Below are 26,799 nucleotides of genomic sequence, written 5' to 3' on the forward strand. Positions count from 1 at the left end.
GCTGGCTATTTAAGGAGACTAATGAACAGGCTCATCCTGGTATTCGCCGTATTGACCTTGGTGGGTTGCACCACAAGTGCCAAGACCCATGCGGTGCGTGGCGTCAGTGGTATCGAGGTCGATTGTTCCGGCCTGGGGTCGGGCTGGGAAAAATGCCACAAGCGGGCGGCGAAGGAGTGCAAGGGCGCCGGATACAAAGTCATCACCCGCTCCGATGATGCCAAGGACGAAGATCAATACCCTTTCGGCTTCAATCCGGCGGGTTACCTGACCCGCACGATGTTGGTCATTTGTCGCTGAATGCGCTCAAGCGCCAGGCTTGTGCGGAAACGGGGCAAATACGACAGGATGAAGATATGTCAATACTCGGGCTGTTCAAATTCCTCCGGTCATGCTAAAACCTTTTCAAGCGATTTTCCTAGCTGCTTGAAAAAGAAGGGAAAAATATGACGAAGTCGGAGTTGATCGAACGAATTGTCACCCATCAAGGGCTACTCTCATCCAAAGATGTAGAGCTAGCCATCAAGACCATGCTTGAGCAAATGTCCCAGTGCCTGGCGACCGGAGATCGCATCGAGATCCGTGGCTTCGGCAGCTTCTCCCTCCACTACCGCGCCCCGCGTGTGGGCCGCAATCCGAAAACTGGTCAGTCTGTGAGCCTGGACGGGAAGTTCGTCCCGCATTTCAAGCCGGGCAAAGAGCTGCGGGATCGTGTCAATGAGGAGGAGGGGGATGAGCTGTAAGGAGGCGTTTATGCAAGGGGAAATTCATGCGCAGCTTTAAACGTTTTGCTCTTGTCGTGCTCGCATTGCTAGTGGCTGCAGCCATCGTTCTGTTCGTGCTTGAAAATACCCAGCCTGTCGCGCTGTTGTTCCTGGGCTGGTCGGCCCCGCAACTTCCTGTTTCAGTTTGCGTGCTAGTGTCACTTCTCGCTGGTATGATGGTTGGCCCGTTGCTCGCGTGGTTCATGGGAGCGCGTAGGCGATTGAAATAAATGGATGTGTGGCCCAGCAGTCTTGGTAAGGATCACTGTCTACAATTTTTCTGACTTTTGGGTGCGTTTTGTTCGTATTTAATCTAACTCAGTTTGCCGCCATGTCCGACGCGGCCTTGCCCGTCTTGCCTTTTGATGCGTTTGGTGTGTCTACGGACGCGATGCCAAGCGAGGCTTCCCATGCAAAATGATCGTATTGATGCGCATCGCGATGATGAAATTGATCTGATCGAACTGGTCCGGGGGCTCTGGGCTCAGAAATGGTTGATTCTGGGTGTCACTCTTCTGGTCACTGTTGGCGCGGGCTTTTATGCGTTTCTCAGCAAGCCTGTCTATGAAGCCAAGCTTTTTATCATGCCGCCTACTCAGAATGGTATTGCTGAGTTGAATTATGGTCGTGGGAAAAGTACAGAGTTAGATCTTTATTCGATTAAGCATGTTTATTCTGTGTTCACCCGGAACCTGCAAGGGGAGTCCCTTCGTCAAAAGTTTTTTAATGAGGTCTATCTGCCTTCGCTTACCGAGGCTGAGCGCAAGGGGGCGATGGATCGTTTATATGAACGTTTCTCTAAGGAATTAGTGGTTAAGCAGGGTAAGAGTAATTCGGATCGCTTTTCCATAACAGTTCAAGGGCAGAACCCCCTGCAAGCTACGGAGTGGGCTAGGACATATGTGCAGCATGCCGCCGAAGCCGCTGAGGCAGAGTTGGTAAAAAACGTTACGACCGAAGCGGCGGTGAGGGCGCGCAACTTGGAGCAGCGAATTGTCAGTTTGCGAGAGAATGCTCAGCGTATACGTGAGGATCGCATTCAACAGCTGCGCGAGGCTCTGAAGATCGCTGAATCCATTGGTTTGACTACACCTGCCGTGAGCACGACTGCCGCAGTGGACATCACCGTGGAAACGGGTAATAAGCTGGATTATCAGCGGGGAAGCAAGGCATTGGCGGCGGAGGTTGCTGCCTTGGAGTCTCGCTCTTCAGACGACGCTTTTATATCCAATTTGCGCGCCTTGCAAATGCGATACAACTTTTACAGGAAGTTGAACGTCGATCGCGACAGTCTTTGGGTGTATCGGCAGGATGGAAGTGTTGAAGTACCAGAAAGTCCGATAAAGCCAAGAAAATCTTTTATTCTTGTGGTGGGTTTTATTGCTGGGCTTGTATTAGGTGGGTTTATAGCATTGATTCGATTTTTAGTTATTCGGCTATCAACAGCGTCGGGCGTAGTAGCTGTACGTTCGTAGCTGACAGTAAATGGCCGAATTCCTCTTGAGGCGATTATCGCGGATTGAGGCGCAACTCCTTAAGTTTTGTTTTCATGTTCCTCGCGAAATCGCACCTATTCCAGATACGGCTTGGAAGGTGCGAAAGCTAGGCTAGGGTGGGGGGCTGCGATCTCTGTAGGGGGGGGGCGTTTGTGTCCTGCTAGGCGCCCTGTCTCTTTGATCAAATCAAATTTGTGTAGGCCGATGCCTATCCTTAAGCGCTCTCCAATCATTTCGCCTGATGGCGATCTGTGGTGAATGCGATGTTCATTTCTTCCCAATAACTCAGCTTAAGCGCGTACCGAAGCAAGAAATTTAACTGTCGTTGGTTAGGAAGCTCTGCGCGCAGATGATTGTGGCTAAGGATTTTTCCCCTTTAGTTGTATAATCTATTCATCTGGAGGTTCAACGCGCTTGGTAGAGGTCTGGCTCGATGTTGTGGAGCTACCAAGCTGGACCTGAAGAGCTGGTCTCTCCAGCCCAGCCAGTGAAGGACGTTCCGCAAATGAGTGGTGGGGTGGATGTTGAGCGTTAGTGATTAGAGTATGGACATGAACATTCGCAATGCAATCAGCGAATCCGCTCTCTGCAGTCGGCAGAAGGCTTGGTATCAGGTGCAGTGTAAACCCAGGCAGGATCATCAAGCTGAAGAAAATCTGCAGCGGCATGGCTATGCGTGTACTCGTCCCGTGTGCCGTCGTGTTCGAATCGTACGAGGACAGCCCCGGACCGTCCAAGAGTCACTATTTCCAGGATACCTATTCATAAATCTTCCAGCCAATACCGATTGGTCTCCTTTGCGTTCGATCCGTGGGGTTAGTCATATTGTGAGTTTTGGGGGGCGACCGCTGCCGGTAGCTAACTCTGTCGTCCTGAAATTACAACACCGCGAAGAGCTAATGAGTAACTTTCATGTCAAGTGCTCAAAGCTTTCTCATTATACATAGGTATGTAACCGGACCACCCGAACGGATTCGGGTGCGGAAAGCATGAATCAGCGTCGTAGGGAGTCGACGGTTAACCTTGGGGCGGTAGCATGCATAGATGCATGTTTTTAGTTCGATCAGACTCATTCATTCGATAATTTAGGCTTTGACTATGCATCAATTGAACGATATTAAACTTGCTATTATTGGCCTTGGTTATGTGGGGTTGCCGCTTGCTGTGGAGTTTGGAAAAATTCGTCCGGTGGTTGGGTTTGATATCAACCAACCTCGTATAGACGCTCTGAAATCCGGACATGACTCTACGCTTGAAGTTAGCGATGCTGAACTAAATCAAGCCAAATATCTAGGCTATAGCTCTATTGTAAGTGAGTTAGGTGAGTGCAACACTTTTATCGTGACTGTGCCCACACCAATTGATCAATATAATCAGCCAGATCTTACCCCGCTGATCAAGGCTTCCGAGACTATCGGTAAAGTCCTTAAGAAAAATGATATTGTCATTTACGAATCCACTGTTTATCCAGGCGCAACGGAGGAAGAATGTGTTCCTGTGTTGGAGCGAATTTCAGGTCTTGTCTTTAATGTCGACTTTTTTGTGGGGTACAGTCCGGAGCGTATAAATCCAGGGGATAAAGAACATCGTGTTACTACAATAAAAAAGGTGACTTCCGGTTCTACCCCGGAAATAGCTGATCTGGTGGATGCTCTTTATAATCAGATAATCACTGCCGGCACCCACAAGGCCAGCAGTATCAAAGTCGCAGAGGCTGCGAAGGTTATCGAAAACACGCAACGTGATCTCAATATCGCTCTTATAAACGAACTTGCAATTATCTTCAATAAAATGGGGATTGACACAGAGGCCGTTCTTCAAGCTGCCGGTACTAAATGGAATTTCCTACCTTTCCGGCCGGGTCTAGTGGGGGGGCACTGCATTGGTGTCGACCCGTACTACTTGACACATAAGGCTCAAGCTATTGGCTATCACCCTGAAATCATTCTTGCTGGCCGTCGACTCAACGACAGTATGGGAGCATATGTTGTTTCCCAACTGGTGAAAGCGATGGTAAAACGCCGAATTCATGTGGATGGTGCCCGTGTTTTGATCATGGGCTTGACATTTAAGGAGAACTGCCCGGATCTGCGCAATACGCGTATCGTCGATATCGTTGCTGAACTGGCCGAGTACAATATTGCAGTAGATGTCTATGATCCGTGGGTCAGCGTTGCTGAAGCTGAGCATGAATATGCAATCACCCCAGTATCCGAACCGATAACTAACACTTACGATGGTATTGTTGTTGCGGTCGCACATAATGAGTTTCGGGATATGGGGGCTGAAACCATTCGCAGTTTTGGTAAGGCAGAACATGTTCTATATGACCTTAAGTATTTGCTGGCTAGCTCGGATTCCGATATTCGCCTTTAAATAAAATTCAAATAGGCCAATGCCCGGGGTTACTCGGGTGTTGTACACTTTCTAACTATGAATAGAATTTTATGACTCGCTATGAAACCTTGCTGAAAACTCTCCCGTTATCTCCAAAGCAATGGCTGATTACGGGGGTTGCCGGATTCATCGGATCAAACCTGCTGGAAACACTACTAAAACTTGATCAGCGTGTGATCGGTCTGGATAATTTTGCAACCGGCCATCAGCACAACCTTGATGAAGTTAAGCGTGAAGTAACGGCTCAGCAATGGGAGCGGTTCAGATTTGTTGAGGGAGACATACGGGATCTTAAGAGCTGTGAGCAGGCCTGTTCCGGTGTGGACTATGTACTGCATCAAGCTGCTCTTGGGTCGGTACCTCGTTCGCTAAACGACCCCATTACTACCAATGCCACTAATATAGATGGCTTCTTAAATATGCTGGTGGCAGCCAGAGACGCTAAGGTTGAGAGTTTTACCTATGCCGCAAGCAGTTCTACTTATGGTGATCATCCAGGTCTACCTAAGATTGAGGATGTGATTGGCAAACCGTTGTCACCTTACGCCGTGACTAAGTATGTGAATGAACTGTATGCCGACGTTTTTGCACGTTGCTATGGGTTCAACAGCATCGGTCTACGTTATTTTAATGTATTCGGAAAGCGCCAAGATCCGGCGGGCGCTTACGCGGCAGTAATTCCGAAGTGGACGTCGTCGATGATAAGAAATGACGATGTTTTTATCAACGGTGACGGGAAAACCAGTCGTGACTTTTGCTTTATAGAAAATACAGTCCAAGCCAATTTGTTGGCAGCAACCACTGCTAATAAAGATGCATTAAATCAAGTGTATAACGTTGCTGTTAGTGGGCGTACCGATCTGAATATGCTATTCACTGTACTTCAAAGTGAACTGAAAAAAAATGATGTAAATTACAGTAAGAATGCAATATATCGCGATTTTCGTGAGGGCGATGTACGGCATTCTCAAGCGGATATTAGTAAAATCACCGGTTTATTGGGTTATCAACCAGAATTTGATATTGAACGAGGTGTCGCGCATGCCATGCCTTGGTATATCAGTTTTTTAAAGTGATCATTAGCTAAAGATTATTATCATGGCTTATCTTAATTCTGTTGAATTGCAGGCGCTGGGATTCAAGCGAGTTGGTAAAGATGTAAAAATTAGTGACAAGGCCTCTATCTATAATGCGGAAAGTATAGAAGTTGGTGATTACTCGCGTATTGATGATTTCTGCGTTATCTCTGGCAATGTCGTCATAGGCAGGTATAACCACATTACCCCAATGTGCTTGATCGCCGGAGGGGAGCCGGGGGTTATCTTAGAAGACTTTTGCACGTTGGCCTATGGTGTGAAAATTTTTGCACAGTCCGATGACTACAGCGGCGAAACATTGACTAATTCTTTGATACCCAAGAAGTTCAAAAATGAAAAATTTGATGCGGTCCAGTTGAAGAAACATGTGATTGTTGGTGCTAACTCTGTGATTTTTCCAGGAGTAACCGTCCAAGAAGGTTGCTCGATAGGCGCTATGACTCTGATCACCAAGAGCACAGACGCGTGGGGTATTTATGTTGGCGCCCCTGCCAGGCGAATCAAGGAAAGAAAGCGCGATCTTTTAATGTTGGAAAAAATATTCGTTTCAGAGACTGATTTGCAATCTTGAAATGGCGGATTTGTTTGCCTGTCAAACAATCCGTTGTGTATTTTTTAATGTTGCTGATAGCTAATTTAAATTAATTAATGGGCAAAGTATGATTCCGTTTAATAAGCCTCCCTATACCGGAAATGAAGAGAAGCACGTATTGACCGCTATGCGTAGCACTAAAATTTCAGGAGATGGCCATTATAGCGGTCTATGCCACCAATGGTTCGAGAAAGAACTTTCTTGTGCGAAGGCTTTGTTGACTCCGTCCTGCACCCATGCATTGGAAATGGCCGCAATACTCGTGGGGATCCAGCCGGGCGACGAAGTGATAATGCCTAGCTATACATTTGTCAGCACAGCAAATGCCTTTGCTTTGAGAGGGGCAACGATAGTATTTGTGGATATCAGACCAGATACCATGAATATCGATGAGCGTCTCATTGAATGTGCTATCACAGAAAAAACAAGAGCAATAGTGCCCGTTCATTATGCCGGCGTATCTTGCGAAATGGACACCATTATGGATATCGCCGCGCGGCATAACCTTTACGTTATTGAAGACGCGGCTCAAGGTCAAGGATCTACCTATAAAGGTCGAGCACTCGGAAGTATTGGTCATTTGGGAGCGTACAGCTTTCATGAGACAAAAAACTATACAAGTGGTGGCGAGGGAGGGCTGTTGATAATCAACGATCAGCAGTTCGTCAGTCGTGCTGAAATCATTCGCGAGAAGGGTACAAATAGAAGCCAGTTTTTCCGCGGAATGGTTGATAAATATAGCTGGGTAGATATCGGAAGTAGTTATTTGCCTTCAGATATCCAAGCGGCGTTTCTCTGGGGGCAGTTGGAAAAATCTATTGCTATTAAAGAAAATCGATTGACGACGTGGGCTCAGTACAGCGCAGGGCTTCAATCCCTAGCAGTGGAAGGTAAAATCTCTCTTCCAGTGATTCCTCTTGGATGCGAGCATAATGCTCATATGTTTTACTTGAAAGTAGCTGATCTGGAAGTCAGGACCAATCTTCTAGAGTATCTTGCGAAGCAAGGTGTTCATGCGGTTTTCCATTATGTTCCTCTTCATTCAGCCATTTGCGGGGAACGTTACAGTCGTTTTCATGGAGAAGATGTGCATACCACACAAGGGAGCGAGCAACTTATTCGCTTACCTATCTGGTACGGCATCTCTGAGAGCGATGTAGCCCAAGTGATTGGTGCTATTCAGAGGTTCTTTCGTTGAACTTCCGAACGGTCTCTGTTTATGCGGTAGGGATTGCTCTTGGAGCTGCATTAAGTCTTATTACTTTACCTATACTTGCATGGCTATTTCCGCCTGAAGATGTGGGTAGAGTTTCCTTGTTTCAGCTCTCATTGTCGCTGATAGTAGTGTTTTTTTCCTTCGGTCTTGATCAATCATATGTTCGAAATTTTAATGAGGTAGATGATAAGGTAAATCTCGCTCGAGTCTGTATGATGCCGGGTTTTTTTGCATTATTAATAAGTATGGCCCTGGCCGGTATGTATGCAAAGCAGTTGTCTTACTGGTTGTTCGATTTGGATAGTTTATTGCTTTACGGGATATTTTCGTTCGCTGTTGTTGTTTTATATCTAGAACGTTTTTTCTCCGTTTTTATTAGAATGAAAGAGTTGTCATTCGCGTACAGTTTGACTCGAGTATTTCCTAAGCTATTATTTCTGATATTTGTTTTTGGTATTTTTTTGTTCCCGGCCCAGAAAAGCTTTGTTCTTCTAGCCGGTATGCAGAGCCTCTGCTGGTTGTTGGTTGTGTTGATTATGCTGGGCTATCTGAAAAATGAATACTTAAAAGATAGGAAGTTTGTTTTTGAGTTCAGGGCTACGCGAGAGCTCCTCTATTTTGGTTTTCCGTTGATGTTGAATGGCATTGCCTTTTGGGGGCTTAACTTTCTAGATCGAATAATGCTTAAAGAACTTTCGTCATTGTCTGAGTTAGGCGTTTATGCCGTGGCGTCAACTTTGGCGGGGGCTGCCATATTGTTTCAACAGATATTCACTACGATGTGGCATCCGGTAATTTACAAGTGGGTTTCCGAGGGCGCTGCCGAAGTAAAATTGAAGAATATAAGTGAATCTGTTCAGCTATTTTCACTTGTTCTGATTTGCCTAATTGCGCTGTGTTCGTTTGTTGTAGTCTACGTGCTTCCAGAAGCGTACGTTTCAGCTAGATTCATGCTTCCCGCTTGTATGATTCCTCCGCTGTATATAATGATAACAGAGGTCTCTGGTATTGGAATAAGTATCTCAAAGAGAACTAAGTTTCTCCCGGTTATTACTCTTGTCTGTGTTCTGGTGAACTTGGGTTTCAACTATTATTTGATACCGGTATTTGGTGCTGGAGGAGCAGCAGCATCCACTGCTCTTGCTTTTTCTCTATATCTAGTACTCAAGACGGAGGTGTCTAATAGAGTATGGGTCTCTTTTTCAAATGCGAAGTTTTATGTTTTCTCCTCTTTCGTTGTCGCACTGTGTGTTATAAGTGCGCTGATTGGTGATGCCTTGGGTTATGGACTTTATATCGCTTGGGTAGCAGTATTGTGTTTGTGTATGCTGGGGTACAAGGCGCAGGTGAGATTGTTGTACGGTTTTATAAGAGGTCGAATATAAATGTTATTTGTGCACGGTTCCTTAGCGCTCGGTGGTGTTGAAACTTTTTATGTAAGAATGGCTCAAGGTAGAAAAAAACGCGGGCTGGTAACTAAGTTTCTAATACTTTCAGCTGAGAGTAAAAGTCATCCTGAGCTTGTGAGTCGAGCTAAGGCATGTGCAGAAGTATATTTCCTCGATGAGATAATACGATCTCCCTTCAGGCTTCCCTCTAGTGCAATTATCTATCAGTTTTCTTTGATTTATCCGTTAAGACGCTCAGTGGTGCAAGAGATTTTTAACGGAATTAACTGTGCCCATGTCTCAAACGGCTTTTGTGCACACATGGTGCTGCGCTTGGCGTCGGTCTTGAAAGTCGATTTAGGTCTCACAATGGGGCTTTATCACTCGATGGAGTTCTCTTGGGGAGCGCGTCTTCCCCGGTTACCTTTATTTGAAAGAAGTAATCGTGAGATTTTCTATTATTTACACGCCGCACAAGCCTTGATGTTCTTTAATGAAAAGATGGTAGATTTATATTCGAAACTCTCAGGAAAAGACTTTAGTAATGTCGGCTTGTTTCCGCTGGGGGTTGTGGAAGGGCTTTCAACGTTGCCAATCAAGCGCTTTAGTCCGTTTCTCAACTTAGGTTCTGTCGGGCGACTTGTGGATTTTAAAACTTACAATTTATGGATGCTGGATGTTGTTAATGAACTTAGGAGGTTAGGTCTTACTGTCAGGTATGATATCTATGGGTATGGGCCGACAGAGGAGATTATAGCTGAGAAAATAAGAAATCTACACCTCGAAGATATTGTTTTCCTGAGAGGGAGTCTTGATTATTCTGAGTTTTCTAAAGTTGTATCTGAGTTCGATATATTTGTCGGGTCGGGTACTGCATTGATTGAAGCGGCGGGGTTAGGTGTTCCATCAATTATTGGGATCGAGAACTCTAATGAAGCGACCACGTACGGATTTTTGAGTGAGATTCCGGGCTTCTCTTACAATGAAGACGGCCTCTATCCAAAGAGAAGTGCGGTGGATATATTTGTTGATTTTAGTTCATATAATGAAACTGATAAGATGATTTTGAGTGAGGCGCATGTGAAAAAGGCAGAGATGTTCTCTGTAGATACGTGCGTGGAAAATTTCGAGCAGGTCAAGCCTTCTGCTATGCTGAACTCACCATTATGTAGAAAATCTTCGCCCTTCTTCCGTTTTTTATATACTAGCAGCGTAGTTCTTTTTTCCCTGTTTTGGAGGATTAAGGGGCGTAAGTTAAGTCAGGTGGTGAGGTCTGTTGACTGATTAATCACTATTATAAATATTGTTATTTGTTAGAGGGTGTTTTTACTGTGGGGGATGCAAATATATATAAGTTTAACTCTACGCCTCGTTATGCTTGGGGCTGCTTGATTCTGGCGCTGATATTTGCATTCGCTCTGGCGTCCCTCCCTGTCGATGCTTTTGTTGATAGAGAAAACTATCTACGTTATGCCTCTAGCGCAGCGGAAATTTTCGCTCGAGGATTCGGGGAGGGACCTGCTTACATTTTTACAAATGAACCAGTCTGGCTGCTGATCAATGTAATGCTTTCGTTCTTCTGTGAGGACGAAGATGTAGTGAGGATTGTTGTATTTATATCGGCTCTTTTGTCTGCTTATCTATTGTTGAGAGTTGATAGTAAGTTCTTTTTTATTTTGTTGCTTTTTTTAATTCTTCCTCAAGTTCTAAAGAATTATGTCATTCATCTTCGTCAAGGCTTGGCCGTCGCCGTTTTTTTACTTGGGTGGTTCTCCAGAGGCGGAGCTGCGCGTAATGTGCTGATTCTTTTGACCCCTTTTATACATGCATCATTCTTTTTTGTTGTGGTGATATATTATTGCAGTGTGGTGTTTGCGCTGCTCAGATTTTCATCCGGTTTGCGAGTCGCTCTTTTTGTATTAGTGGGTGGCACCGCTGCTTTTTCTGCTCTTTGGCTAGCCTCCAGTTTAGGAGCGCGCCAAGCGGAGGTTTATGGTGAGAATAATTTAGAGGTTAGCGGATTAGGTTTTATATATTGGTCCGCGATCGCCGCAGTTTATTTTTTGCAAGGGAAGACCTTTTTAAAGGAAAATAGTTTTCAGGTAGGAATGCTGGTTTTCTATTTGGCTGTTTATTTTTTTCTACCTGTATCAGGTCGTATATTTGAAAGTGCGCTAATTTTGGTCTTGGTATCTGGTCTTCGTCTAACGTCTTGGCGGCGGGCTTTTTATTATCTGCTTTTTTGTTTTTACTTTGTCATGCAGTGGCTTCCAAGGCTCTCTTTACCTGGATTTGGTTGGGGTGTAGAAAATTATATGTAGCCTAGCGCTTGCTTGATTTAAATGGCAAGCGGAGGGGACTAAAGGTGCGGGTCTTATGAAAGTGGTACATGTAATAATAGGGTTAAATGTCGGGGGGGCAGAGCTTATGCTTTTCCGGCTTTCAAAATCATTTAAAGATGACGAAAAACAGATGCACTCCATCATCTCATTAACTGATATTGGTAAACTCGGACCGATGATTCGAGACAGCGGGGTGCAGGTCACCACTTTGGAAATGAAAGGGATGCTCGATTTTCCGAGGGTGCTTTTCAGCCTTTGTCGTATTTTTCGTAAGCTAAAACCCGATATTGTTCAAACGTGGATGTATCATGCCGATTTAATCGGTGGAATAGCTGCTCGTCTATCTGGTATCAGGAATGTAATATGGGGCATTCGAAGTACGAATATCAGTAGTGGAGTGAGTAAAGCGACTAGGGGAATTCGTAGGGTGTGCGCTATTCTGTCCTACTCGATTCCTAAGTTAATCGTTTGCGCTGCTGACGCCTCAAGAAAAGCACATGTGCAAATTGGCTATGATAGTAAACGAATGATGGTTATACCTAACGGGTTCGATCCCGAAGTGTTGGTAGCCTCAATGGATCAACGGGCAGCCATTCGTATGGCTTGTGGTTTTTCTCCTACTGATTTGGTCATCGGGAGCCTTGGTCGATACAATCCAGCCAAAGATCATGAGAACTTTATTGCTGCGGCGTCATTGTTGGGAGCGGACTACCCAGATTTGAGGTTTTTGCTGGTTGGCCGTGACCTTGATCCGCAAAATAAGGTGATAATGGAGCAAATTGAAGGCACCGGATATTCTGACCGTTTTGTTTTGTTGGGCGAGCGGCAGGACGTAGCTTGTTGTTTGAAAGCGATGGACGTGTTTTGCCTGCATTCTCGAACGGAAGGATTTCCAAACGTTCTGGGTGAAGCGATGGCCATGGGATTGCCCTGCGTGACCACTGATGTAGGAGATGCGGCGTTTCTGATTGGGGATACCGGAGTGGTGGTGGAGCCGCGAAACCCGCAAGCCTTAGCTGATGGATTGAGGCAGTTGGTTTCGGCCGAAGCAGCGTACCGTTTGGACTTGGGTGAAAAGGCGCAAAGACGGGTTTACGAAAACTTCACTCTGAGCTCTGCCAAGTGTCGTTTCAAGGTGGTCTACGAGCAAATCTGCCCGGAGAGTGACTGAGGTTGGAATGCTTCGTTCGATAGGTTATCAGGGTAATAGAGTAGCCGAGACATGGTCGAAGAATACAAGCTTTGTCGGGTGCACTACCGTATCTATTCAGGTTTTATGAGGCCGGAAGACAATTTTCCAGAGACTCCTTGAATCGTAGCATCATTTATGAGGCGTACTGATGTTTAAAGCTTGGCTAGGTGTGTACTGATGACACATATATTTTTGATGATTGTGAATGATCCAGCCTTTTTTATTTCGCATCGTTTAGCCGTTGCCCAGGGTGCAAGGAAAGCAGGGTACAAAGTACACATTGCAACTATGGATGGAGAGGCCGTAAAGCTTATTACTGACGAGGGTTTTACCCATCACTTGCTACCTTTATCTCGAAGTGGAAGTAATCCTTTTTTTGAGTTTTTTGCGCTGTTTTGTATTTGGCGGTTGCTGTGGCGTCTCAGGCCGGATATTTTGCATTTAGTAACAATCAAGCCAGTTATATATGGTGGAATAGCTGCTCGATTGGCGCCGGTGAGAGGCGTAGTGGCTGCTGTGTCAGGATTAGGGTATTTATTCCTATCGAAGGGGAGTAAAGCAACTTTGCTGCGCAAGGTTGTGAGTTTTTTTTATAAGGTAGCATTAGGTAAGAGAAACCTGCGCGTTATTTTCCAAAACCCGGATGATCGCGACCTGTTAATTGGTCTCGGTGTCTTGGACCCCGACAAGGTCGAGATGGTTCGAGGGTCCGGTGTAGACCTTAGTTTATATTCGTTTGAACCAGAGCGACTGGATTCGCTCCCTGTGGTCTGTCTCGCCGCCCGTCTTTTGCGAGACAAAGGTGTGCTGGAGTTTGTTGAGGCTGTACGTATTCTTTATCAAAGAGGGGTCAAAGCACGTTTTCAGTTAATTGGTGACATTGACCCAGGCAACCCCACTACTATTACCGAAGCTGAAATTTCTACTTGGCGCGAGGAGGGGTTGATCGAATTATTGGGATACCGTAAAGACATTGCAAAACTGTTCACCGATGTCAATTTGGTAACATTACCTTCCTATCGTGAAGGCCTTCCGAAGGTCTTGGTTGAGGCCGCGGCTTGTGGGCGTGCTGTCGTCACCACCGACGTACCTGGTTGCCGTGATGCGATTGAACCTGATGTCACAGGTTTATTGGTTCCTATGGGCAATGCCTTAGCGTTGGCAGACGGTCTACAGTTGTTGATCGAAAACTCTGTCCTGCGGCAAAGTATGGGGGCAGCAGGACGCGCATTAGCCGAGGGCGAATTCGACCTGAGAAAAGTAGTGCAGCAACATCTGGATATTTATTCAAAGCTGGAGCGAGCGTCTAATCATGAATGAAAGAGTTCTTGTTACAGGCGCTACCGGATTCGTTGGGGCTGCGTTAGTTTCGCGTCTTTTGACTTGTCAGAGTAAGCAGGTTATTGCGGTTGTTCGACAGAAAAATGTGAGCTTTCCTCCAGAAGTTTCAGTTTCGACTGTTTCTGAGAGGAACGCGGTAGCGGAGTTATCTCTTGATAATGTGAGCTCAATTGTTCATTGCGCGGCGCGTGTTCACGTGATGAAAGACACCTCAGTAGATCCGCTGGCTGATTTTCGTGAAGTGAATGTAGATTTTACTCTGGCGTTGGCGCGAAAGGCTGCTGAATCAGGCGTAAAACGTTTTATATTTATAAGTTCGATAAAGGTTAATGGAGAGTGCACTCCTCTTGGTCGCCCCTATCAGGCCGATGATATTCCCGCACCAAAGGATCCGTACGGCATCTCTAAAATGGAGGCTGAACAAGGCTTAAGAGGTATTGCGGAGGAACTCGGAATCGAGGTGGTAATCATTCGCCCTGTTATAGTCTACGGACCAGGCGTAAAGGCTAATTTCCACAGTATGATGAGTTGGTTGAATAAGGGTGTTCCTCTACCATTTGGTGCTATCCATAATAAGCGTAGCTTGGTGTCCTTGGATAATTTAATCGATTTAATTATTATTTGTTTGGATCATCCAGGTGCGGCTAATCAGACGTTTATGGTAAGTGATGGTGAGGATGTATCGACTACTGAGTTGTTAATACGTATGGGCAAGGCTCTGGGTAAGCCCGCTCGGCTAATATCAGTACCCTCTATTCTTCTGGATATCGGAGCTGGGCTAGTGGGGCGGAAAGATATAGCTCAGCGACTGAGTGGCTCTCTTCAGGTTGATATTCGTAAGACCCGAGAGTTGCTTGGCTGGAGCCCGAGTACAACCCTTGATGAAGGCTTAGCGAAGACTGCAGAAGCTTTTAGATCAGGTTCCGATTAGTTTTGCGTTGAAGCCCCGAAAAAAGGGGCCGACGAAGGGAGTTTTTTAATGACGTTTCTGCTTTGGTCGATGTTCGCTATCGCATTCATCTCGCTTTTTTTAACGTGGATATTACGGCGCTATGCATTGAGCCGCAGTTTGATTGATGTCCCGAATGCCAGAAGCTCGCATTCAGTGCCAACTCCCCGGGGAGGTGGGGTGGCGATTGTGTTGAGTTTCCTGATGACAGTCCCTCTTTTCTGGGGGGCGGGCGAGTTGTCAATGGACTTTATGTTCGCGGTGCTTGGTGCGGGGGGCGGGGTCGCGATACTCGGTTTTCTTGATGATCATGGTCATATCGCAGCACGATGGCGACTGCTGGGGCATTTTTGTGCGGCTATGTGGGCGTTGTTCTGGTTAGGTGGACTTCCGGCTATCGACGTGGCTGGGATAGTGGTGAATCTACGATGGGCGGGCCATATCGTCGCGGCCTTTTATTTGGTCTGGATGCTCAACCTCTATAATTTCATGGATGGTATCGACGGTATTGCTAGCGTCGAGGCTATTTGCGTGTGTCTTGGGGCATGTTTTTTGTATTGGCTTTCCGGCTTTGACAGCTTGATGGTCGCTCCTATGGCTCTCGCGGCAGCTGTGACAGGGTTTCTGTATTGGAACTTTCCTCCTGCGCGAATTTTCATGGGTGATGCGGGTAGCGGCTTTCTTGGGATCACCTTGGGGTTGCTTTCGTTACAAGCAGCTTGGTTTTCACCTAAACTGTTTTGGGTATGGCTAATCCTGCTTGGCGTTTTCATTGTCGATGCCACCTGCACGTTGATACGGCGCTTGTTGCGAGGTGATAGGGTGTATGAGGCTCATCGCAGTCATGCCTATCAGTTTGCATCGCGCCGGTACGGTCGCCACCTGCCTGTGACATTGGCGGTGGTAGCGATCAATCTTCTTTGGCTGTTGCCTGTTGCTGCTTGCGTGGCGTTGCTGGACCTGGATGGGGCGTTGGCGTTGGTGGTGGCTTATGTTCCTCTAGTTATAGTGGCCATCAAATTCCATGCAGGTAAACTTGAGGATTCCTGACTGTCGGTCAAAAAATCGCGTTTTCGGTTAATTTAGTTGTCGAATGCTGGATGGCGTAGCAACGGCAATAAGAACCAAATTGTTTTTAGGAGCTGGCGAAGGTGCGCGAAAGGTCTATGGGTAAATTAAGAACAACCATGCTGGGCTTGCCTAGGCGTCATAAGCGGGCAATCCAGGTAGCCGCCGATATTGTTCTGGTATGGCTTGCCTTATGGCTGGCGTTCGTCGTGCGACTGGGGATCGAAGCATTGACCAGTCCGATTGAAACCCATCTTTGGCTGTTCGCGTTTGCTCCAGTCATCGCCATTCCGATTTTCATCCGCTTTGGCATGTATCGCGCCGTGATGCGTTATTTCGGTAACGATGCGCTGATTACCATCTGCAAGGCCGTCAGTCTCTCGGCCTTGCTGCTGGCATTGGTGGTGTTCTGGTACAGCAACCACAAAACCGTGGTACCACGATCGATTATCTTCAACTACTGGTGGTTGAGCATGATCATGATTGGTGGTTTGCGTTTGATGATGCGTCAGTATTTCCTGGGAGATTGGTTCAGCGCCGCACAGCATGTTCCTTTCACCAATCGCGACGATGGTTTGCCCAAGGTAGCTATCTACGGTGCGGGTTCCGCCGGCAATCAGCTAGTCGCTGCGCTGCGCATGGGCCGGGTGATGCGACCTGTTGCGTTCATTGACGACGATAGTAGCATTGCTGACCGTGTAATCGCCGGGTTGCAAGTCTATAAGCCTAAGCATATCCAGCAAATGATCGATACTACCGGCGCGCAAGAAATTTTGCTCGCAGTTCCTTCCTCCTCTCGAGGGCGACGTCGGGAGATACTGACGCTGCTTGAAGGTTTTCCTTTACACGTGCGAAGTGTTCCTGGATTCATGGATCTGGCCAGCGGGCGGGTTAAGGTCGATGATATTCAGGAAGTGGATATTGCAGATCTGCTGGGACGAGACCCGGTTCCAGCACAAGACGAATTGCTGGAGCATTGCATTACAGGTCAGTCGGTTTTGGTTACAGGGGCAGGAGGGTCGATTGGCTCTGAGCTTTGTCGGCAGATACTGGCGCTCAAGCCAACCACGCTGTTGCTTTTCGACCATAGCGAATTCAATCTCTACAGCATTCTGTCCGAACTTGAACCTCGAATTATTCGGGAGTCGTTATCTCTTCGTTTGTTACCCATTCTTGGATCGGTACGGGACCAGGATAAGTTACTGGACGTGATGAAGACCTGGAATGTCGACACGGTCTATCACGCCGCCGCCTATAAGCATGTGCCGATGGTCGAACACAACATCGCCGAAGGCGTCTTGAACAATGTGATAGGCACGTTGAATACGGCACAGGCTGCGTTGCAGGCAGGCGTATCGAATTTCGTGCTGATCTCTACGGATAAAGCGGTGCGCCCGACCAATGTAATGGGCAGCACCAAGCGCCTTGCAGAGCTGACCTTGCAAGCCTTGAGCCGTGAACTGGCGCCAGTGCTGTTTGGCGATAAATCCAATGTCTCGCGGGTTAATAAAACCCGCTTCACCATGGTCCGGTTCGGCAATGTACTGGGCTCGTCAGGGTCGGTTATCCCGCTGTTTCATAAGCAGATCAAGTCCGGCGGCCCATTAACCGTTACGCACCCCAAGATCACGCGTTATTTCATGACCATTCCCGAGGCCGCTCAGTTGGTGATTCAGGCGGGTTCCATGGGCTTGGGTGGGGATGTATTCGTACTGGACATGGGCGAGCCGGTGAAGATTGTCGAGCTGGCGGAGAAGATGATTCACCTGTCCGGCTTGAGTGTACGTTCGGAAAAGAACCCTCATGGTGACATTTCAGTCGAGTTCACAGGTCTGCGTCCTGGCGAGAAGCTATACGAGGAGTTGCTGATTGGCGATAACGTCGTTGCAACCTCGCACCCTATGATCATGAGTGCCAACGAAGATCACCTGCCCTGGGATGTGCTCAAGGCCCGCCTGGCGGAGCTGCTGGTTGCCATAGAACACGATGACTACGCGAGAGTCCGTCAGTTGCTGCGCGATACCGTCAGTGGCTACGCCCCGGACGGTGAGATCGTCGACTGGATCTATCAGCAGCGCCGCCTCGAACCCTGATTGTTACACACTCTGTAACGTACACACTTTTGACAGTCCCCTATCGTCGCCTAAGTTTGAGAAGCAGCTTCGGAAAAGCTGCTTCTCTCTTAACGATGTCATGGAGCGTCATTTATGCGTACAGGCTATTTCTACTCTCTGGTTTTTGCCCTTCTGACCAGCGCTTCTATAGCTGTTATCGCTGCGCCTACGGTCAAGCCCGAGACGACGGCTACCCCGCAGGCATTGGACATTTCGGCTAAACTGCAAAGCGTCAAGGTGGATCTTAACGGGGCGGATGCCGCTACGCTGCAACGCGAGTTGGCGGGGATAGGCAGGGCCAAGGCTGAGGCGATTGTTGCGTATCGTGAGAGTAATGGCTCCTTCTCATCGGTGGAAGAGCTGCTGGAGGTCAAGGGGATTGGCAAGGCGATTCTCGACAGGAATCGAGAGAAGCTGGAAGTGAACTGAGATGTAACGGTGAAAAGGGGCCGGTCGAGATGACTGGCCTTTTTACACTGTGGGGGCCTGGACTCAAGGTGGCTACCGCGAACAGAATGATTTTGGCCTATAAAGACCGGCCGAACTGTCGTTCAATCGGTTGGGCGGGATAAGGACTTGGTAGTTTGATCCTGACACGAAGGTCATTCGCTTGTAGAATCCGCCCGTCATCAAATTTGACCCCGGTGAGCCCGGAGAAAGGGATTCATGCATAGCAAAAATACAAATTACAGACCTGATATTGATGGACTTCGCGCATTAGCGGTTATTCTTGTATTGCTGTTCCACTTCGATTTAGGCGTGCCAGGTGGTTTTGTTGGTGTTGATGTATTTTTCGTCATTTCGGGTTATCTGATTACCGAAGTCATTCGCAATGCAATAGGCGCTGGCCGGTTTTCATTCTTTGATTTCTATGCCCGCCGTTTACTTAGATTGCACCCCGCGCTCGTTGTCACTGTTGGAGGCGCTATGGGGGCCGGGTATGTATTGATGGATCCGGCAGCATTCATCAGTCTCGCAGACTCCGCAAAGTACGCGATTTTCTCCGCTTCTAACTTCTATTTTTGGCTAAACCAAGGTTACTTTGATGCCTCCGCACAAACGCAGCCACTGTTGCATACATGGTCACTAGCTGCTGAATGGCAATTTTACGTAGTTTGGCCATTTATTCTATGGGCAGCCTTGAAGGTATCAGACAAATTCCTTGCGCTGCTGTTGGCGGTGATGACTATCGGGTCCCTCGCCGCATCGCAAATTATGCTGGGATACGACTCTTCTGCTGCCTATTTTATGATGCCCTTCAGAGTGTTCGAACTGTCGATCGGTGCTCTGTTGGTATTCGTCTCGAAGCACCGTCTTGACTCCAATATTGAGTCAGTTATCGCTGGTTTAGGTATTGTTCTCATTGTCTTTTCAGCATTTTTTCTAGACTCAAGCTCGCCTTTCCCGGGACTGCGAGCGCTGATTCCGTGCCTTGGTGCTGCCGCGTTCATCTACGCAGGAAGGTCGGCAACGGGCGCTTTACTTCGTACTCGGGCATTGGTGGCGATAGGGCTTATTTCATATTCAGTCTATCTTGTTCATTGGCCAATAGTCGTTTTCTACAAATATTACGTTTTTAGATTGATAACGCTCCCGGAGAAGCTGGTGTTGCTAGCGGCTTCGATTCTCGTGGGTGCAATTCTGTACCTTAGCGTTGAACGATTGTTCATGGGTAAGTGGAAATACATGAAACCGATTGGTTTGACTGCTGTCGCGGCATCGGTAGCTACGCTTGCCTTCGGATCCGTACTGGTTATTGAACGGTCCGGTATTACGTCCCGCATACCGGCAGAGTACTTGAGGTTCGCAGCCGATCCGGTCAATTTCCATACAAAAAACTATGGTGGTTACGGCTACAGTCTGGAGCCAATACTCGGCGATGCAAAAGGCCGGCAAGTGGGCGTCATGGCAGGCGATAGCTATGCGCTGCAGTATGCCAGTGGGATAGATAACGAACTAAAAGGCAGGGGCCTAGCGGTCAGTGGAGTATTTAGACATGGATGTATTCTGTCGAAGGAATATACAAGGATCCTAAATAATGTCCCTAGGCAGGATTGCAAAGATACTTACGCCAAGGCGTTGTCGAAGTTGGAGGGCAATGATCTACCTTTCATACTTGCGCTAAGCTGGGGTGGGTACAGCAATAAAATTGCCGACCATGAAGGGAAAAACATAGAGCGTGATGGTAAAAGGGAATATTCAGAAGTGATTGAGGATATCCTTCTTCGGGCGCGAATGGATATAGGTGATCGACCATTTTTCATTGTCGGCAGTCAACCATTTTTGTATGAAAAAGTTAATGTTGCCTCCTGTCTCCTGCGTCCAAGGTATGTAGTGCAAGGTTGTGAGGCATTGCTTAAATTCAGTCTCGAAGAATCTTCCTCTTTCCAAATAAATAAGACTCTGAAAAAATTCGCTAGTATGCACCCCAATACTTTCTATATTGATGCTGCCTCCGCACTTTGTCGTGATGGTGTATGCGAGACCGTTAGGGATGGAAAAATTCTATATTCTGACGCTACCCATCTTTCTCTTGATGGTTCTTTGATTTCTGCGAAACCCATGTTGGATATAATACTGAGCATGTGAATAAAGTCAGTGATGATTTTGCGAGTTGAGTATATTTGATGTAGGTATCTACCCAACCTGAGGACGGCGCACCTTCGTGCTTCAAACCATCAGGAGCAGGCATTGCACGGTTGCGCTTGGGTCGCCGTCCCTGCGTGGCCAACCGCGGATCAGGGCGTAGGATGTGACGTGATGAGTTTTTATCTCGACGATTCCGAGTGGTTAGTTTGTAGTTTTGATTCCCTGAGACCCGCCATCGATCAAGGACCCACCCCATGCACAAAAACTACCCCGCCGCCTACCAAGTCAGCAAAGGCACAGCCCTGCAAGTGGACAAACCCTTCTACGACCGCATCCGCACGCAGCAGGACAAGCGCACCCTGATCGAGCAATTCGAGGTACCCATCCGCACCGGTCGCGCTTGGCACGTCCCCGCCGGTCATGTGTTTCGCGTTACGACTCCGGTGGGCCCGCAGGTGGGGGACTTCAACGTGTGGAATGCCCACGATCCACGGGAACGCCTTTGGGCTGCGCGCACGCGCCAGCTTCAGGGCGCCCACGTCAGCACTCATGATCGGCTGTGGTCGAACCTGCCGTTCCTGCGGCCGCTGGTGACCATCACTGATGACAGCTTGGCCGGCTACGGCATCGACGAGCATGGCGGGCGGTTGCATGATCTGCTGGGGACACGTTGCGACCCGTACGTGAACAAAATGCTCACTGGCGAAGACTTCCATCACCATTGCCACTCGAACCTGACCCGTGCGGTATTGCCCCATGGCCTGACCGAGTTCGATGTGCATGACGTGCTGAATATTTTCCAATGTACTGGGCTCAATCATGACGACATGTACTTCATGAAGGCCTGTCCGGCGAAGAAGGGCGATTATCTGGAGTTTTTTGCCGAGATCGATTTGCTGTGTGCCTTGTCCACTTGCCCCGGCGGCGATCTGTCGCTGGCGATGTGGGGGCCGGATGCGCAGGACCCCCTTAGCGTCTGTCGTCCGCTGGGGGTGGAGATCTATCGATTGGAGGATTCATTGCTGGCGGGCTGGAGCCAGCCTGAGCGGGCCGCGTACAAGGGGCTGCATGGCTTGCAGATTGCCAAGGCGGATTGGGAACAGTGATGTAGCAAGTGCTGGTTTTTGTGGCGAGGGAGCTTGCTCCCGCTGGACTTTGTAGGAGCTGGCGAAGCCTGCGATCTTTTGATCTTCGCTCCAGACTCAATTGAGAGGGGGAAGATCGCAGCCTCGTTGCACTCGACAAGCTCCTACACGGCAGGCCCAACAGCCACAAAAGCGGCGTGCAGCTCAACGGTCCTTGGCCTCTTTCGCATCCATCTCGGCATTGCGTTCGGCAACTCGCTTGCGCTGTTCGTCTGTCAGTTCGACCTTGTGGGCGGTGTCGCGCAGCATCATCAAGCCACCCACGATCGAGCCGATTGCAACGATCAGAATTAACCAGGCATACCAGGGCATAGGGTTCTCCTTGAGGGGGCGAGGGACGGCGAAGATTTCGCCTGTCCATCGCCCCTACCACTTATGAGCGAAAGTTGTTCGCAGTGGTTCCATACTACGCCCGTTGTGCCGGATTCACCTCAAAGCCCGGTGAGCATGGCATCGGCCGGGGCATCGGCGCGCAGTTGCGCGGTGAGCATGAAGTACAGGAAGCCCACTGCCATGAAGCCAAGGAAGATCAGCCCGATCAGCGCGTTGAACCAGGCCATCGCCACCAGGCACACCACTGCCAGTACCAGGGCGATACCGGGGATGATCGGGTAGCCCGGGGCGCGGAAGGTGCGTTCCAGGTTGGGTTCGGTTTTACGTAGTTTGAACAGGCTGAGCATGCTCATGATGTACATGACGATGGCGCCGAACACCGCCATGGTGATCATGGCGGCGGTCAGGGTCATGCCGCCGAGGTTGATCAGGCCGTCGCTGTAGATCGCCGCGATGCCGATCAGGCCGCCGGCGATGATGGCGCGGTGCGGGGTCTGGAAGCGCGACAGTTTGGCGAGGGAGGCGGGCAGGTAGCCGGCGCGGGCGAGGGCGAAGAACTGCCGCGAGTAGCCGAGGATGATGCCGTGGAAGCTCGCCACCAGACCGAACAGGCCGATCCATACCAGCATGTGCAACCAGCCGGAGCTTTCGCCGACTACGGTTTTCATGGCTTGGGGCAGCGGGTCGTTGATGTTGGACAGGGTGCGCCAGTCGCCCACGCCTCCGGCGAAGAACATCACGCCCATGGCCAGGAACACCAGGGTCAGGATGCCGCTGATGTAGGCCTTGGGAATTGTGCGTTTCGGGTCCTTGGCTTCTTCGGCGGCCATGGCGGCGCCTTCAATGGCCAGGAAGAACCAGATGGCGAAGGGGATGGCGGCGAACATTCCGGCGATGGCCGGCGCGCCGAACACGTCGGAACCGGCCCAGCCGTTCAAGGCGAAGCTGCTGAAGCTGAACGCCGGGGCGACCACGCCCATGAACACCAGCAGCTCTGCCACCGCCAGCACACAGACGATCAGCTCGAAGGTTGCCGCCAGTTTTACCCCAAGGATGTTCAGGGTCATGAACACGATATAGGCACCGACCGCCGCGTGTTTCGGGTCCAGGGCCGGGAATTGCACGTTCAGGTAGGCACCGATGGCCAGGGCGATGGCCGGTGGTGCGAAGACGAATTCGATCAGTGTGGCCAGGCCCGCGATTAACCCACCTTTCTCTCCAAAGGCCCGGCGGCTATAGGCGAACGGTCCGCCAGCGTGGGGGATGGCGGTGGTCAGCTCGGTGAAGCTGAAGATGAAGCAGGTGTACATGGCCGCGACCATGAATGATGTCACCAGAAAGCCCAGTGTTCCGGCAACGCCCCAGCCGTAGCTCCAGCCAAAATACTCGCCGGAGATCACCAGCCCGACAGCAATGCCCCATAAATGCAGGGTGCCCAGGGTGGGTTTGAGTTGTGTGTTCATCGGTGGCTCCCCCTCGATCCATAGCAAAAGCGCTGGGGTGGGGCAGTGCAGTGGGCGTGCCAGTGTGGCGGCTGTGGTCGTAATGGGTGAAATTGTGTCGTATCGGGGATGTTCGCTGCCTGATGGCCTGATTTTGTGCTCCAGTTCGGAGCGTCAGCGCCGGGGCGGGCCTCATCGCGAGCAGGCTCGCTCCCACAGGGGATCGTCAGTGGAGGCAAATTCGCTATTCACAACAGATCAAATGTGGGAGCGAGCCTGCTCGCGATGAGGCCCGCCCAGCCAACCACAAACCTCTTTTTTACACATTCTTTATCTCCCAACCCCTCTCTCGATCTCGTTCCTTTACACCCTCCCTGCCGACAATCACTCCACACACGGCATGACGCCGTACCACGGAGAAATCCCATGAGCCTTCTGGACGGGGTGTCGCTGCTGTTGGCAGCGGCGCTGTTCATTTATCTACTGGTTGCGCTGTTGCGCGCGGATCGGAACTAGGAGTGGTTATGCACGGTTATGACTACGGGCTGATCCTCGCCTTCTTTGCGCTGGTGTTGATGCCTGCACCGTTTCTGGGGCGTTTTTACTATCGGGTGATGGAGGGGCAGCGCACCTGGCTTTCACCCATTATTGGCCCGGTTGAGCGTGGTTGCTATCGCTTGGCTGGCGTCGATCCGGCAGTGGAGCAGAGCTGGCAGAAATACACCCTGGCTCTGCTCGCCTTCAACCTGGCCGGTTTTTCATTGTTGTTCGCCATCCTGCTGTTACAGGGGCATTTGCCACTCAACCCCGAAAAAGTGCCGGGTATGGAATGGACCCAGGCATTCAACACGGCGGTGAGTTTCACCACCAATACCAACTGGCAGTCCTACAGCGGCGAAGCGTCGTTGAGTTACCTGAGCCAGATGCTTGGCCTGGCCGTGCAGAACTTTGTCAGCGCTGCCACCGGCCTGGCCGTGCTGGTGGCGCTGTGTCGCGGGATCGGGCGCAAATCCGCCGCGACACTGGGTAACTTCTGGGTCGACATGACCCGCGCCACCCTCTACGGATTGTTACCACTGTGCCTGTTGCTGGCCCTGTTCCTGGTGTGGCAGGGCGTGCCGCAAACCTTCGCGCACTATGTGCACGGGGTGACGATGCAGGGCGCGGACCAGGTGATTCCATTGGGCCCGGCCGCCAGCCAGATCGCGATCAAGCAACTGGGCACCAATGGCGGCGGCTTCTTCGGCGTCAATTCGGCGCATCCCTTCGAGAACCCGACGGCCTGGAGCAACCTGTTCGAAGTCGCGTCGATCATCCTGATTCCTGCCGCGCTGGTGTTCACCTTCGGCCACTACGTCAAGGACCTGCGCCAGAGTCGGGCGATCATCGCCTGCATGCTCGCACTGTTTCTGATCGGCGGCGCCACGTCGTTGTGGGCCGAATCCCAACCCAACCCGGCGCTGAACAATGTGGCCGTGGAGCAGACCGCGCCACTGGAGGGCAAGGAGGCGCGTTTTGGCACCACGGCCACGGTGCTGTGGTCCGTCACCACCACGGCGGCATCCAACGGCTCGGTCAATGGCATGCATGACAGCCTCAATCCTCTGAGCGGCATGGTCTCGCTGGTGAACATGATGGTTGGCGAAGTCATTTTCGGCGGCGTCGGCGCGGGACTCTACGGGATGCTGCTGAACGTGCTGATCGCGGTGTTCCTGGCTGGATTGATGATCGGTCGTACCCCGGAATACCTGGGCAAGAAGCTCGCTGCCAGGGAAGTGCAACTGCTGGTGGTGACCCTGTTGGTCATGCCGGTGAGTGTGCTGGGGCTGGGGGCCATTGCTGCTAGCCTGCCCGGGCCTGCTGCAGCGGTGAGCAACCCTGGCGCCCATGGCTTCAGCCAGTTGTTGTATGCCTACACCTCGGCGGGTGCGAACAACGGTTCGGCCTTCGCCGGTTTTGGTGCCAACACACCCTTTCACAATCTGATGCTGGGCCTGGGCATGTTGATCGGTCGTTTCGGCTACATCCTGCCGGTGCTGGCCTTGGCCGGTAGCCTGGCGCTGAGGAAAACCGCGCCGATCGGCCCGAACAGCTTTCCGACCCACGGCCCGCTGTTCGTGACACTGCTCACCGTGACCATCCTGTTGGTGGGCGGCCTGACTTTCCTGCCGACCCTGGCCCTTGGGCCGATTGCCGAACACCTGAGCCTGGGTTTCTGAGGATCTGATGATGAATATGCCAATGAGCAAAACCGTCGTCGCCAAGGCGCCGGAGCAACCGAAAACCGCGATCTCGGCCTTGTGGCGGCCGGCGCTGGTGCAAGCCTTCGTCAAGCTCGATCCGCGTCAGTTGCACCGCGCCCCGGTGATGCTGGTGGTGGAGCTGACCGCGATTCTCACCACGGTGTTGTGTTTCGTTCCGGACAGCAGCGTGCCGACTTTTGTCGCCGCGCAAATTGCCCTGTGGCTATGGTTCACGGTGCTGTTCGCCAACTTTGCTGAAGCCCTGGCCGAAGGTCGCGGCAAGGCCCGGGCAGACAGCCTCAAGGCCGGTAGCGAGGGCCTGAGCGCACGCCGCCAGACGGCCAACGGCTTTGAGGTCATACCCGCCACCAGCCTGCGAAAGGGCGACGTGGTACGCGTCGAAGCAGGGGAGATGATCCCCGGTGACGGCGAAGTGATCGAAGGCATCGCAGCAGTGAACGAGGCGGCGATTACGGGCGAATCGGCCCCGGTCATCCGCGAATCCGGCGGCGACCGTTCAGCCGTGACCGGCAACACGCGCCTGGTCTCCGACTGGCTGCTGGTGCGCGTCACCAGTAACCCCGGCGAATCCACCCTGGACCGCATGATTGCCCTCGTCGAAGGCGCCAAACGCCAGAAGACACCCAACGAAGTGGCGCTGGATATTCTGCTGATCGGCCTGACGCTGATCTTCCTGTTGGTGGTGGTGACGCTGCAGCCGTTCGCGCATTTCGCCAACGGTAATCTGCCGCTGGTGTTTCTGGTGGCGCTGTTGGTGACGTTGATTCCCACCACCATCGGCGGGCTGTTGTCGGCCATCGGCATCGCCGGGATGGATCGACTGGTGCGCCTGAACGTGATCGCCAAGTCTGGCCGCGCCGTGGAAGCGGCGGGGGACGTGCATGTGCTGATGCTGGACAAGACCGGCACCATCACCTTCGGCAATCGTCGCTGTGCCGCGGTTCACGCCGCGCCTGGTGTGAGCGTCGAGGCGTTGAGCGAAGGTGCGCTATTCGCTTCGTTGGCCGACGACACGGCGGAGGGCAAGTCCATTGTCGAGTACCTGCGGGGGTTGCATTCGCAACCCGAGC

Annotated in this window: 25 protein-coding genes; 23 read left to right on the top strand and 2 right to left on the bottom strand. The window is 50.5% G+C overall.

Translation table 11 applies throughout. The features are described from left to right. Positions 1 to 21: 21 nt before the first annotated feature. The 20 genes from HU811_RS04240 (at position 22) to HU811_RS04335 (ending at position 21,651) form a co-directional block, all read left to right on the top strand. Positions 22 to 300 (top strand): hypothetical protein, encoded by a 279-nt coding sequence (locus HU811_RS04240; RefSeq protein ID WP_186654195.1) that lies wholly within the window; start codon positions 22 to 24, stop codon positions 298 to 300. A 146-nt stretch (positions 301 to 446) separates the two neighbouring features. After that, a complete protein-coding gene (ihfB, locus tag HU811_RS04245) occupies positions 447 to 743 on the top strand; it encodes an integration host factor subunit beta (protein WP_003199243.1) in 297 nt (98 codons plus the stop codon). A 26-nt stretch (positions 744 to 769) separates the two neighbouring features. Further along, positions 770 to 994, top strand: a complete 225-nt coding sequence (locus HU811_RS04250; RefSeq protein WP_186654197.1) for a LapA family protein — start codon at positions 770 to 772, stop codon at positions 992 to 994. Positions 995 to 1,174: 180 nt separating this feature from the next. Then, positions 1,175 to 2,239, top strand: a complete 1,065-nt coding sequence (locus tag HU811_RS04255) for an LPS O-antigen chain length determinant protein WzzB (RefSeq protein WP_186654198.1) — start codon at positions 1,175 to 1,177, stop codon at positions 2,237 to 2,239. Positions 2,240 to 2,811: 572 nt separating this feature from the next. Beyond that, the gene (locus tag HU811_RS04260; RefSeq protein ID WP_186654199.1) at positions 2,812 to 3,207 is read left to right on the top strand and encodes a transcriptional activator RfaH; all 396 of its coding nucleotides are present in this window, start codon (positions 2,812 to 2,814) and stop codon (positions 3,205 to 3,207) included. 151 nt (positions 3,208 to 3,358) lie between these two features. After that, the gene (gene tviB, locus HU811_RS04265) at positions 3,359 to 4,636 is read left to right on the top strand and encodes a Vi polysaccharide biosynthesis UDP-N-acetylglucosamine C-6 dehydrogenase TviB (protein WP_186654201.1); all 1,278 of its coding nucleotides are present in this window, start codon (positions 3,359 to 3,361) and stop codon (positions 4,634 to 4,636) included. A 71-nt stretch (positions 4,637 to 4,707) separates the two neighbouring features. After that, positions 4,708 to 5,733: an NAD-dependent epimerase/dehydratase family protein gene (locus HU811_RS04270; protein ID WP_186654203.1), complete on the top strand. Its 1,026-nt coding sequence runs from the start codon at positions 4,708 to 4,710 to the stop codon at positions 5,731 to 5,733. A gap of 22 nt (positions 5,734 to 5,755) precedes the next feature. Continuing rightward, positions 5,756 to 6,325, top strand: coding sequence for an acyltransferase (locus tag HU811_RS04275; protein ID WP_186654206.1), 570 nt, complete (start codon positions 5,756 to 5,758; stop codon positions 6,323 to 6,325). Between the two features lie 88 nt (positions 6,326 to 6,413). Continuing rightward, the gene (rffA, locus tag HU811_RS04280; protein ID WP_186654208.1) at positions 6,414 to 7,544 is read left to right on the top strand and encodes a dTDP-4-amino-4,6-dideoxygalactose transaminase; all 1,131 of its coding nucleotides are present in this window, start codon (positions 6,414 to 6,416) and stop codon (positions 7,542 to 7,544) included. Further along, complete coding sequence (locus tag HU811_RS04285) at positions 7,541 to 8,947, top strand: lipopolysaccharide biosynthesis protein (protein WP_186654211.1); 1,407 nt, start codon at positions 7,541 to 7,543, stop codon at positions 8,945 to 8,947. Before rffA ends, HU811_RS04285 begins: the two co-directional genes overlap by 4 nt. Continuing rightward, on the top strand, positions 8,948 to 10,234 hold the full coding sequence (locus HU811_RS04290; protein ID WP_186654213.1) for a glycosyltransferase family protein: 1,287 nt from the start codon (positions 8,948 to 8,950) through the stop codon (positions 10,232 to 10,234). A 47-nt stretch (positions 10,235 to 10,281) separates the two neighbouring features. Then, positions 10,282 to 11,271, top strand: coding sequence for an EpsG family protein (locus HU811_RS04295; RefSeq protein WP_186654216.1), 990 nt, complete (start codon positions 10,282 to 10,284; stop codon positions 11,269 to 11,271). A gap of 55 nt (positions 11,272 to 11,326) precedes the next feature. Further along, on the top strand, positions 11,327 to 12,463 hold the full coding sequence (locus HU811_RS04300; RefSeq protein ID WP_186654218.1) for a glycosyltransferase family 4 protein: 1,137 nt from the start codon (positions 11,327 to 11,329) through the stop codon (positions 12,461 to 12,463). 198 nt (positions 12,464 to 12,661) lie between these two features. Continuing rightward, positions 12,662 to 13,804: a glycosyltransferase family 4 protein gene (locus HU811_RS04305; RefSeq protein ID WP_186654221.1), complete on the top strand. Its 1,143-nt coding sequence runs from the start codon at positions 12,662 to 12,664 to the stop codon at positions 13,802 to 13,804. Next, complete coding sequence (locus HU811_RS04310; RefSeq protein ID WP_186654225.1) at positions 13,797 to 14,756, top strand: UDP-glucose 4-epimerase family protein; 960 nt, start codon at positions 13,797 to 13,799, stop codon at positions 14,754 to 14,756. The genes HU811_RS04305 and HU811_RS04310 overlap by 8 nt, the downstream gene beginning before the upstream one ends. A 48-nt stretch (positions 14,757 to 14,804) precedes the next feature. Next, a complete protein-coding gene (locus tag HU811_RS04315; RefSeq protein ID WP_186654228.1) occupies positions 14,805 to 15,824 on the top strand; it encodes an MraY family glycosyltransferase in 1,020 nt (339 codons plus the stop codon). Between the two features lie 116 nt (positions 15,825 to 15,940). Next, a complete protein-coding gene (locus HU811_RS04320) occupies positions 15,941 to 17,935 on the top strand; it encodes a polysaccharide biosynthesis protein (RefSeq protein WP_186654230.1) in 1,995 nt (664 codons plus the stop codon). 114 nt (positions 17,936 to 18,049) lie between these two features. Beyond that, on the top strand, positions 18,050 to 18,385 hold the full coding sequence (locus tag HU811_RS04325; protein ID WP_186654233.1) for a ComEA family DNA-binding protein: 336 nt from the start codon (positions 18,050 to 18,052) through the stop codon (positions 18,383 to 18,385). A 237-nt stretch (positions 18,386 to 18,622) separates the two neighbouring features. Continuing rightward, positions 18,623 to 20,545, top strand: coding sequence for an acyltransferase family protein (locus HU811_RS04330; RefSeq protein WP_186654234.1), 1,923 nt, complete (start codon positions 18,623 to 18,625; stop codon positions 20,543 to 20,545). Positions 20,546 to 20,799: 254 nt separating this feature from the next. Beyond that, on the top strand, positions 20,800 to 21,651 hold the full coding sequence (locus tag HU811_RS04335; RefSeq protein WP_186654237.1) for an urea carboxylase-associated family protein: 852 nt from the start codon (positions 20,800 to 20,802) through the stop codon (positions 21,649 to 21,651). A 183-nt stretch (positions 21,652 to 21,834) separates the two neighbouring features. On the opposite strand, the gene HU811_RS04340 is transcribed toward HU811_RS04335, so the two are convergent. After that, positions 21,835 to 22,002 carry a DUF2897 family protein gene (locus HU811_RS04340; protein ID WP_014337248.1) on the bottom strand — a complete coding sequence of 56 codons (168 nt, stop codon included), beginning with the start codon at positions 22,000 to 22,002 and terminating at the stop codon, positions 21,835 to 21,837. A 119-nt stretch (positions 22,003 to 22,121) separates the two neighbouring features. Further along, positions 22,122 to 23,486, bottom strand: coding sequence for an ethanolamine permease (gene eat / locus HU811_RS04345; RefSeq protein WP_186654238.1), 1,365 nt, complete (start codon positions 23,484 to 23,486; stop codon positions 22,122 to 22,124). A 405-nt stretch (positions 23,487 to 23,891) separates the two neighbouring features. On the opposite strand from eat, the gene kdpF reads away from it, so the two are divergent. From kdpF to HU811_RS04360, 3 genes are all read left to right on the top strand, one after another. After that, positions 23,892 to 23,981 (top strand): K(+)-transporting ATPase subunit F, encoded by a 90-nt coding sequence (kdpF, locus tag HU811_RS04350; protein WP_092397685.1) that lies wholly within the window; start codon positions 23,892 to 23,894, stop codon positions 23,979 to 23,981. An 8-nt stretch (positions 23,982 to 23,989) separates the two neighbouring features. Then, positions 23,990 to 25,684 carry a potassium-transporting ATPase subunit KdpA gene (gene kdpA / locus HU811_RS04355; RefSeq protein ID WP_186654241.1) on the top strand — a complete coding sequence of 565 codons (1,695 nt, stop codon included), beginning with the start codon at positions 23,990 to 23,992 and terminating at the stop codon, positions 25,682 to 25,684. Positions 25,685 to 25,694: 10 nt separating this feature from the next. Further along, on the top strand, positions 25,695 to 26,799 hold a 1,105-nt coding region (locus HU811_RS04360), incomplete at its 3' end, for an HAD-IC family P-type ATPase (protein ID WP_186654243.1).

The organism is Pseudomonas tehranensis, from assembly GCF_014268615.1.
Classification (GTDB): Bacteria; Pseudomonadota; Gammaproteobacteria; order Pseudomonadales; family Pseudomonadaceae; genus Aquipseudomonas; species Aquipseudomonas tehranensis.

Bases quoted from the DNA above. Each gene is read 5' to 3' on its own strand.
- HU811_RS04240 (WP_186654195.1), top strand. From the start codon at position 22: ATGAACAGGCTCATCCTGGTATTCGCCGTATTGACCTTGGTGGGTTGC.
- ihfB (WP_003199243.1), top strand. From the start codon at position 447: ATGACGAAGTCGGAGTTGATCGAACGAATTGTCACCCATCAAGGGCTA.
- HU811_RS04250 (WP_186654197.1), top strand. From the start codon at position 770: ATGCGCAGCTTTAAACGTTTTGCTCTTGTCGTGCTCGCATTGCTAGTG.
- HU811_RS04255 (WP_186654198.1), top strand. From the start codon at position 1,175: ATGCAAAATGATCGTATTGATGCGCATCGCGATGATGAAATTGATCTG.
- HU811_RS04260 (WP_186654199.1), top strand. From the start codon at position 2,812: ATGAACATTCGCAATGCAATCAGCGAATCCGCTCTCTGCAGTCGGCAG.
- tviB (WP_186654201.1), top strand. From the start codon at position 3,359: ATGCATCAATTGAACGATATTAAACTTGCTATTATTGGCCTTGGTTAT.
- HU811_RS04270 (WP_186654203.1), top strand. From the start codon at position 4,708: ATGACTCGCTATGAAACCTTGCTGAAAACTCTCCCGTTATCTCCAAAG.
- HU811_RS04275 (WP_186654206.1), top strand. From the start codon at position 5,756: ATGGCTTATCTTAATTCTGTTGAATTGCAGGCGCTGGGATTCAAGCGA.
- rffA (WP_186654208.1), top strand. From the start codon at position 6,414: ATGATTCCGTTTAATAAGCCTCCCTATACCGGAAATGAAGAGAAGCAC.
- HU811_RS04290 (WP_186654213.1), top strand. From the start codon at position 8,948: ATGTTATTTGTGCACGGTTCCTTAGCGCTCGGTGGTGTTGAAACTTTT.
- HU811_RS04300 (WP_186654218.1), top strand. From the start codon at position 11,327: ATGAAAGTGGTACATGTAATAATAGGGTTAAATGTCGGGGGGGCAGAG.
- HU811_RS04305 (WP_186654221.1), top strand. From the start codon at position 12,662: ATGACACATATATTTTTGATGATTGTGAATGATCCAGCCTTTTTTATT.
- HU811_RS04310 (WP_186654225.1), top strand. From the start codon at position 13,797: ATGAATGAAAGAGTTCTTGTTACAGGCGCTACCGGATTCGTTGGGGCT.
- HU811_RS04315 (WP_186654228.1), top strand. From the start codon at position 14,805: ATGACGTTTCTGCTTTGGTCGATGTTCGCTATCGCATTCATCTCGCTT.
- HU811_RS04320 (WP_186654230.1), top strand. From the start codon at position 15,941: ATGGGTAAATTAAGAACAACCATGCTGGGCTTGCCTAGGCGTCATAAG.
- HU811_RS04325 (WP_186654233.1), top strand. From the start codon at position 18,050: ATGCGTACAGGCTATTTCTACTCTCTGGTTTTTGCCCTTCTGACCAGC.
- HU811_RS04330 (WP_186654234.1), top strand. From the start codon at position 18,623: ATGCATAGCAAAAATACAAATTACAGACCTGATATTGATGGACTTCGC.
- HU811_RS04335 (WP_186654237.1), top strand. From the start codon at position 20,800: ATGCACAAAAACTACCCCGCCGCCTACCAAGTCAGCAAAGGCACAGCC.
- HU811_RS04340 (WP_014337248.1), bottom strand. From the start codon at position 22,002: ATGCCCTGGTATGCCTGGTTAATTCTGATCGTTGCAATCGGCTCGATC.
- eat (WP_186654238.1), bottom strand. From the start codon at position 23,486: ATGAACACACAACTCAAACCCACCCTGGGCACCCTGCATTTATGGGGC.
- kdpF (WP_092397685.1), top strand. From the start codon at position 23,892: ATGAGCCTTCTGGACGGGGTGTCGCTGCTGTTGGCAGCGGCGCTGTTC.
- kdpA (WP_186654241.1), top strand. From the start codon at position 23,990: ATGCACGGTTATGACTACGGGCTGATCCTCGCCTTCTTTGCGCTGGTG.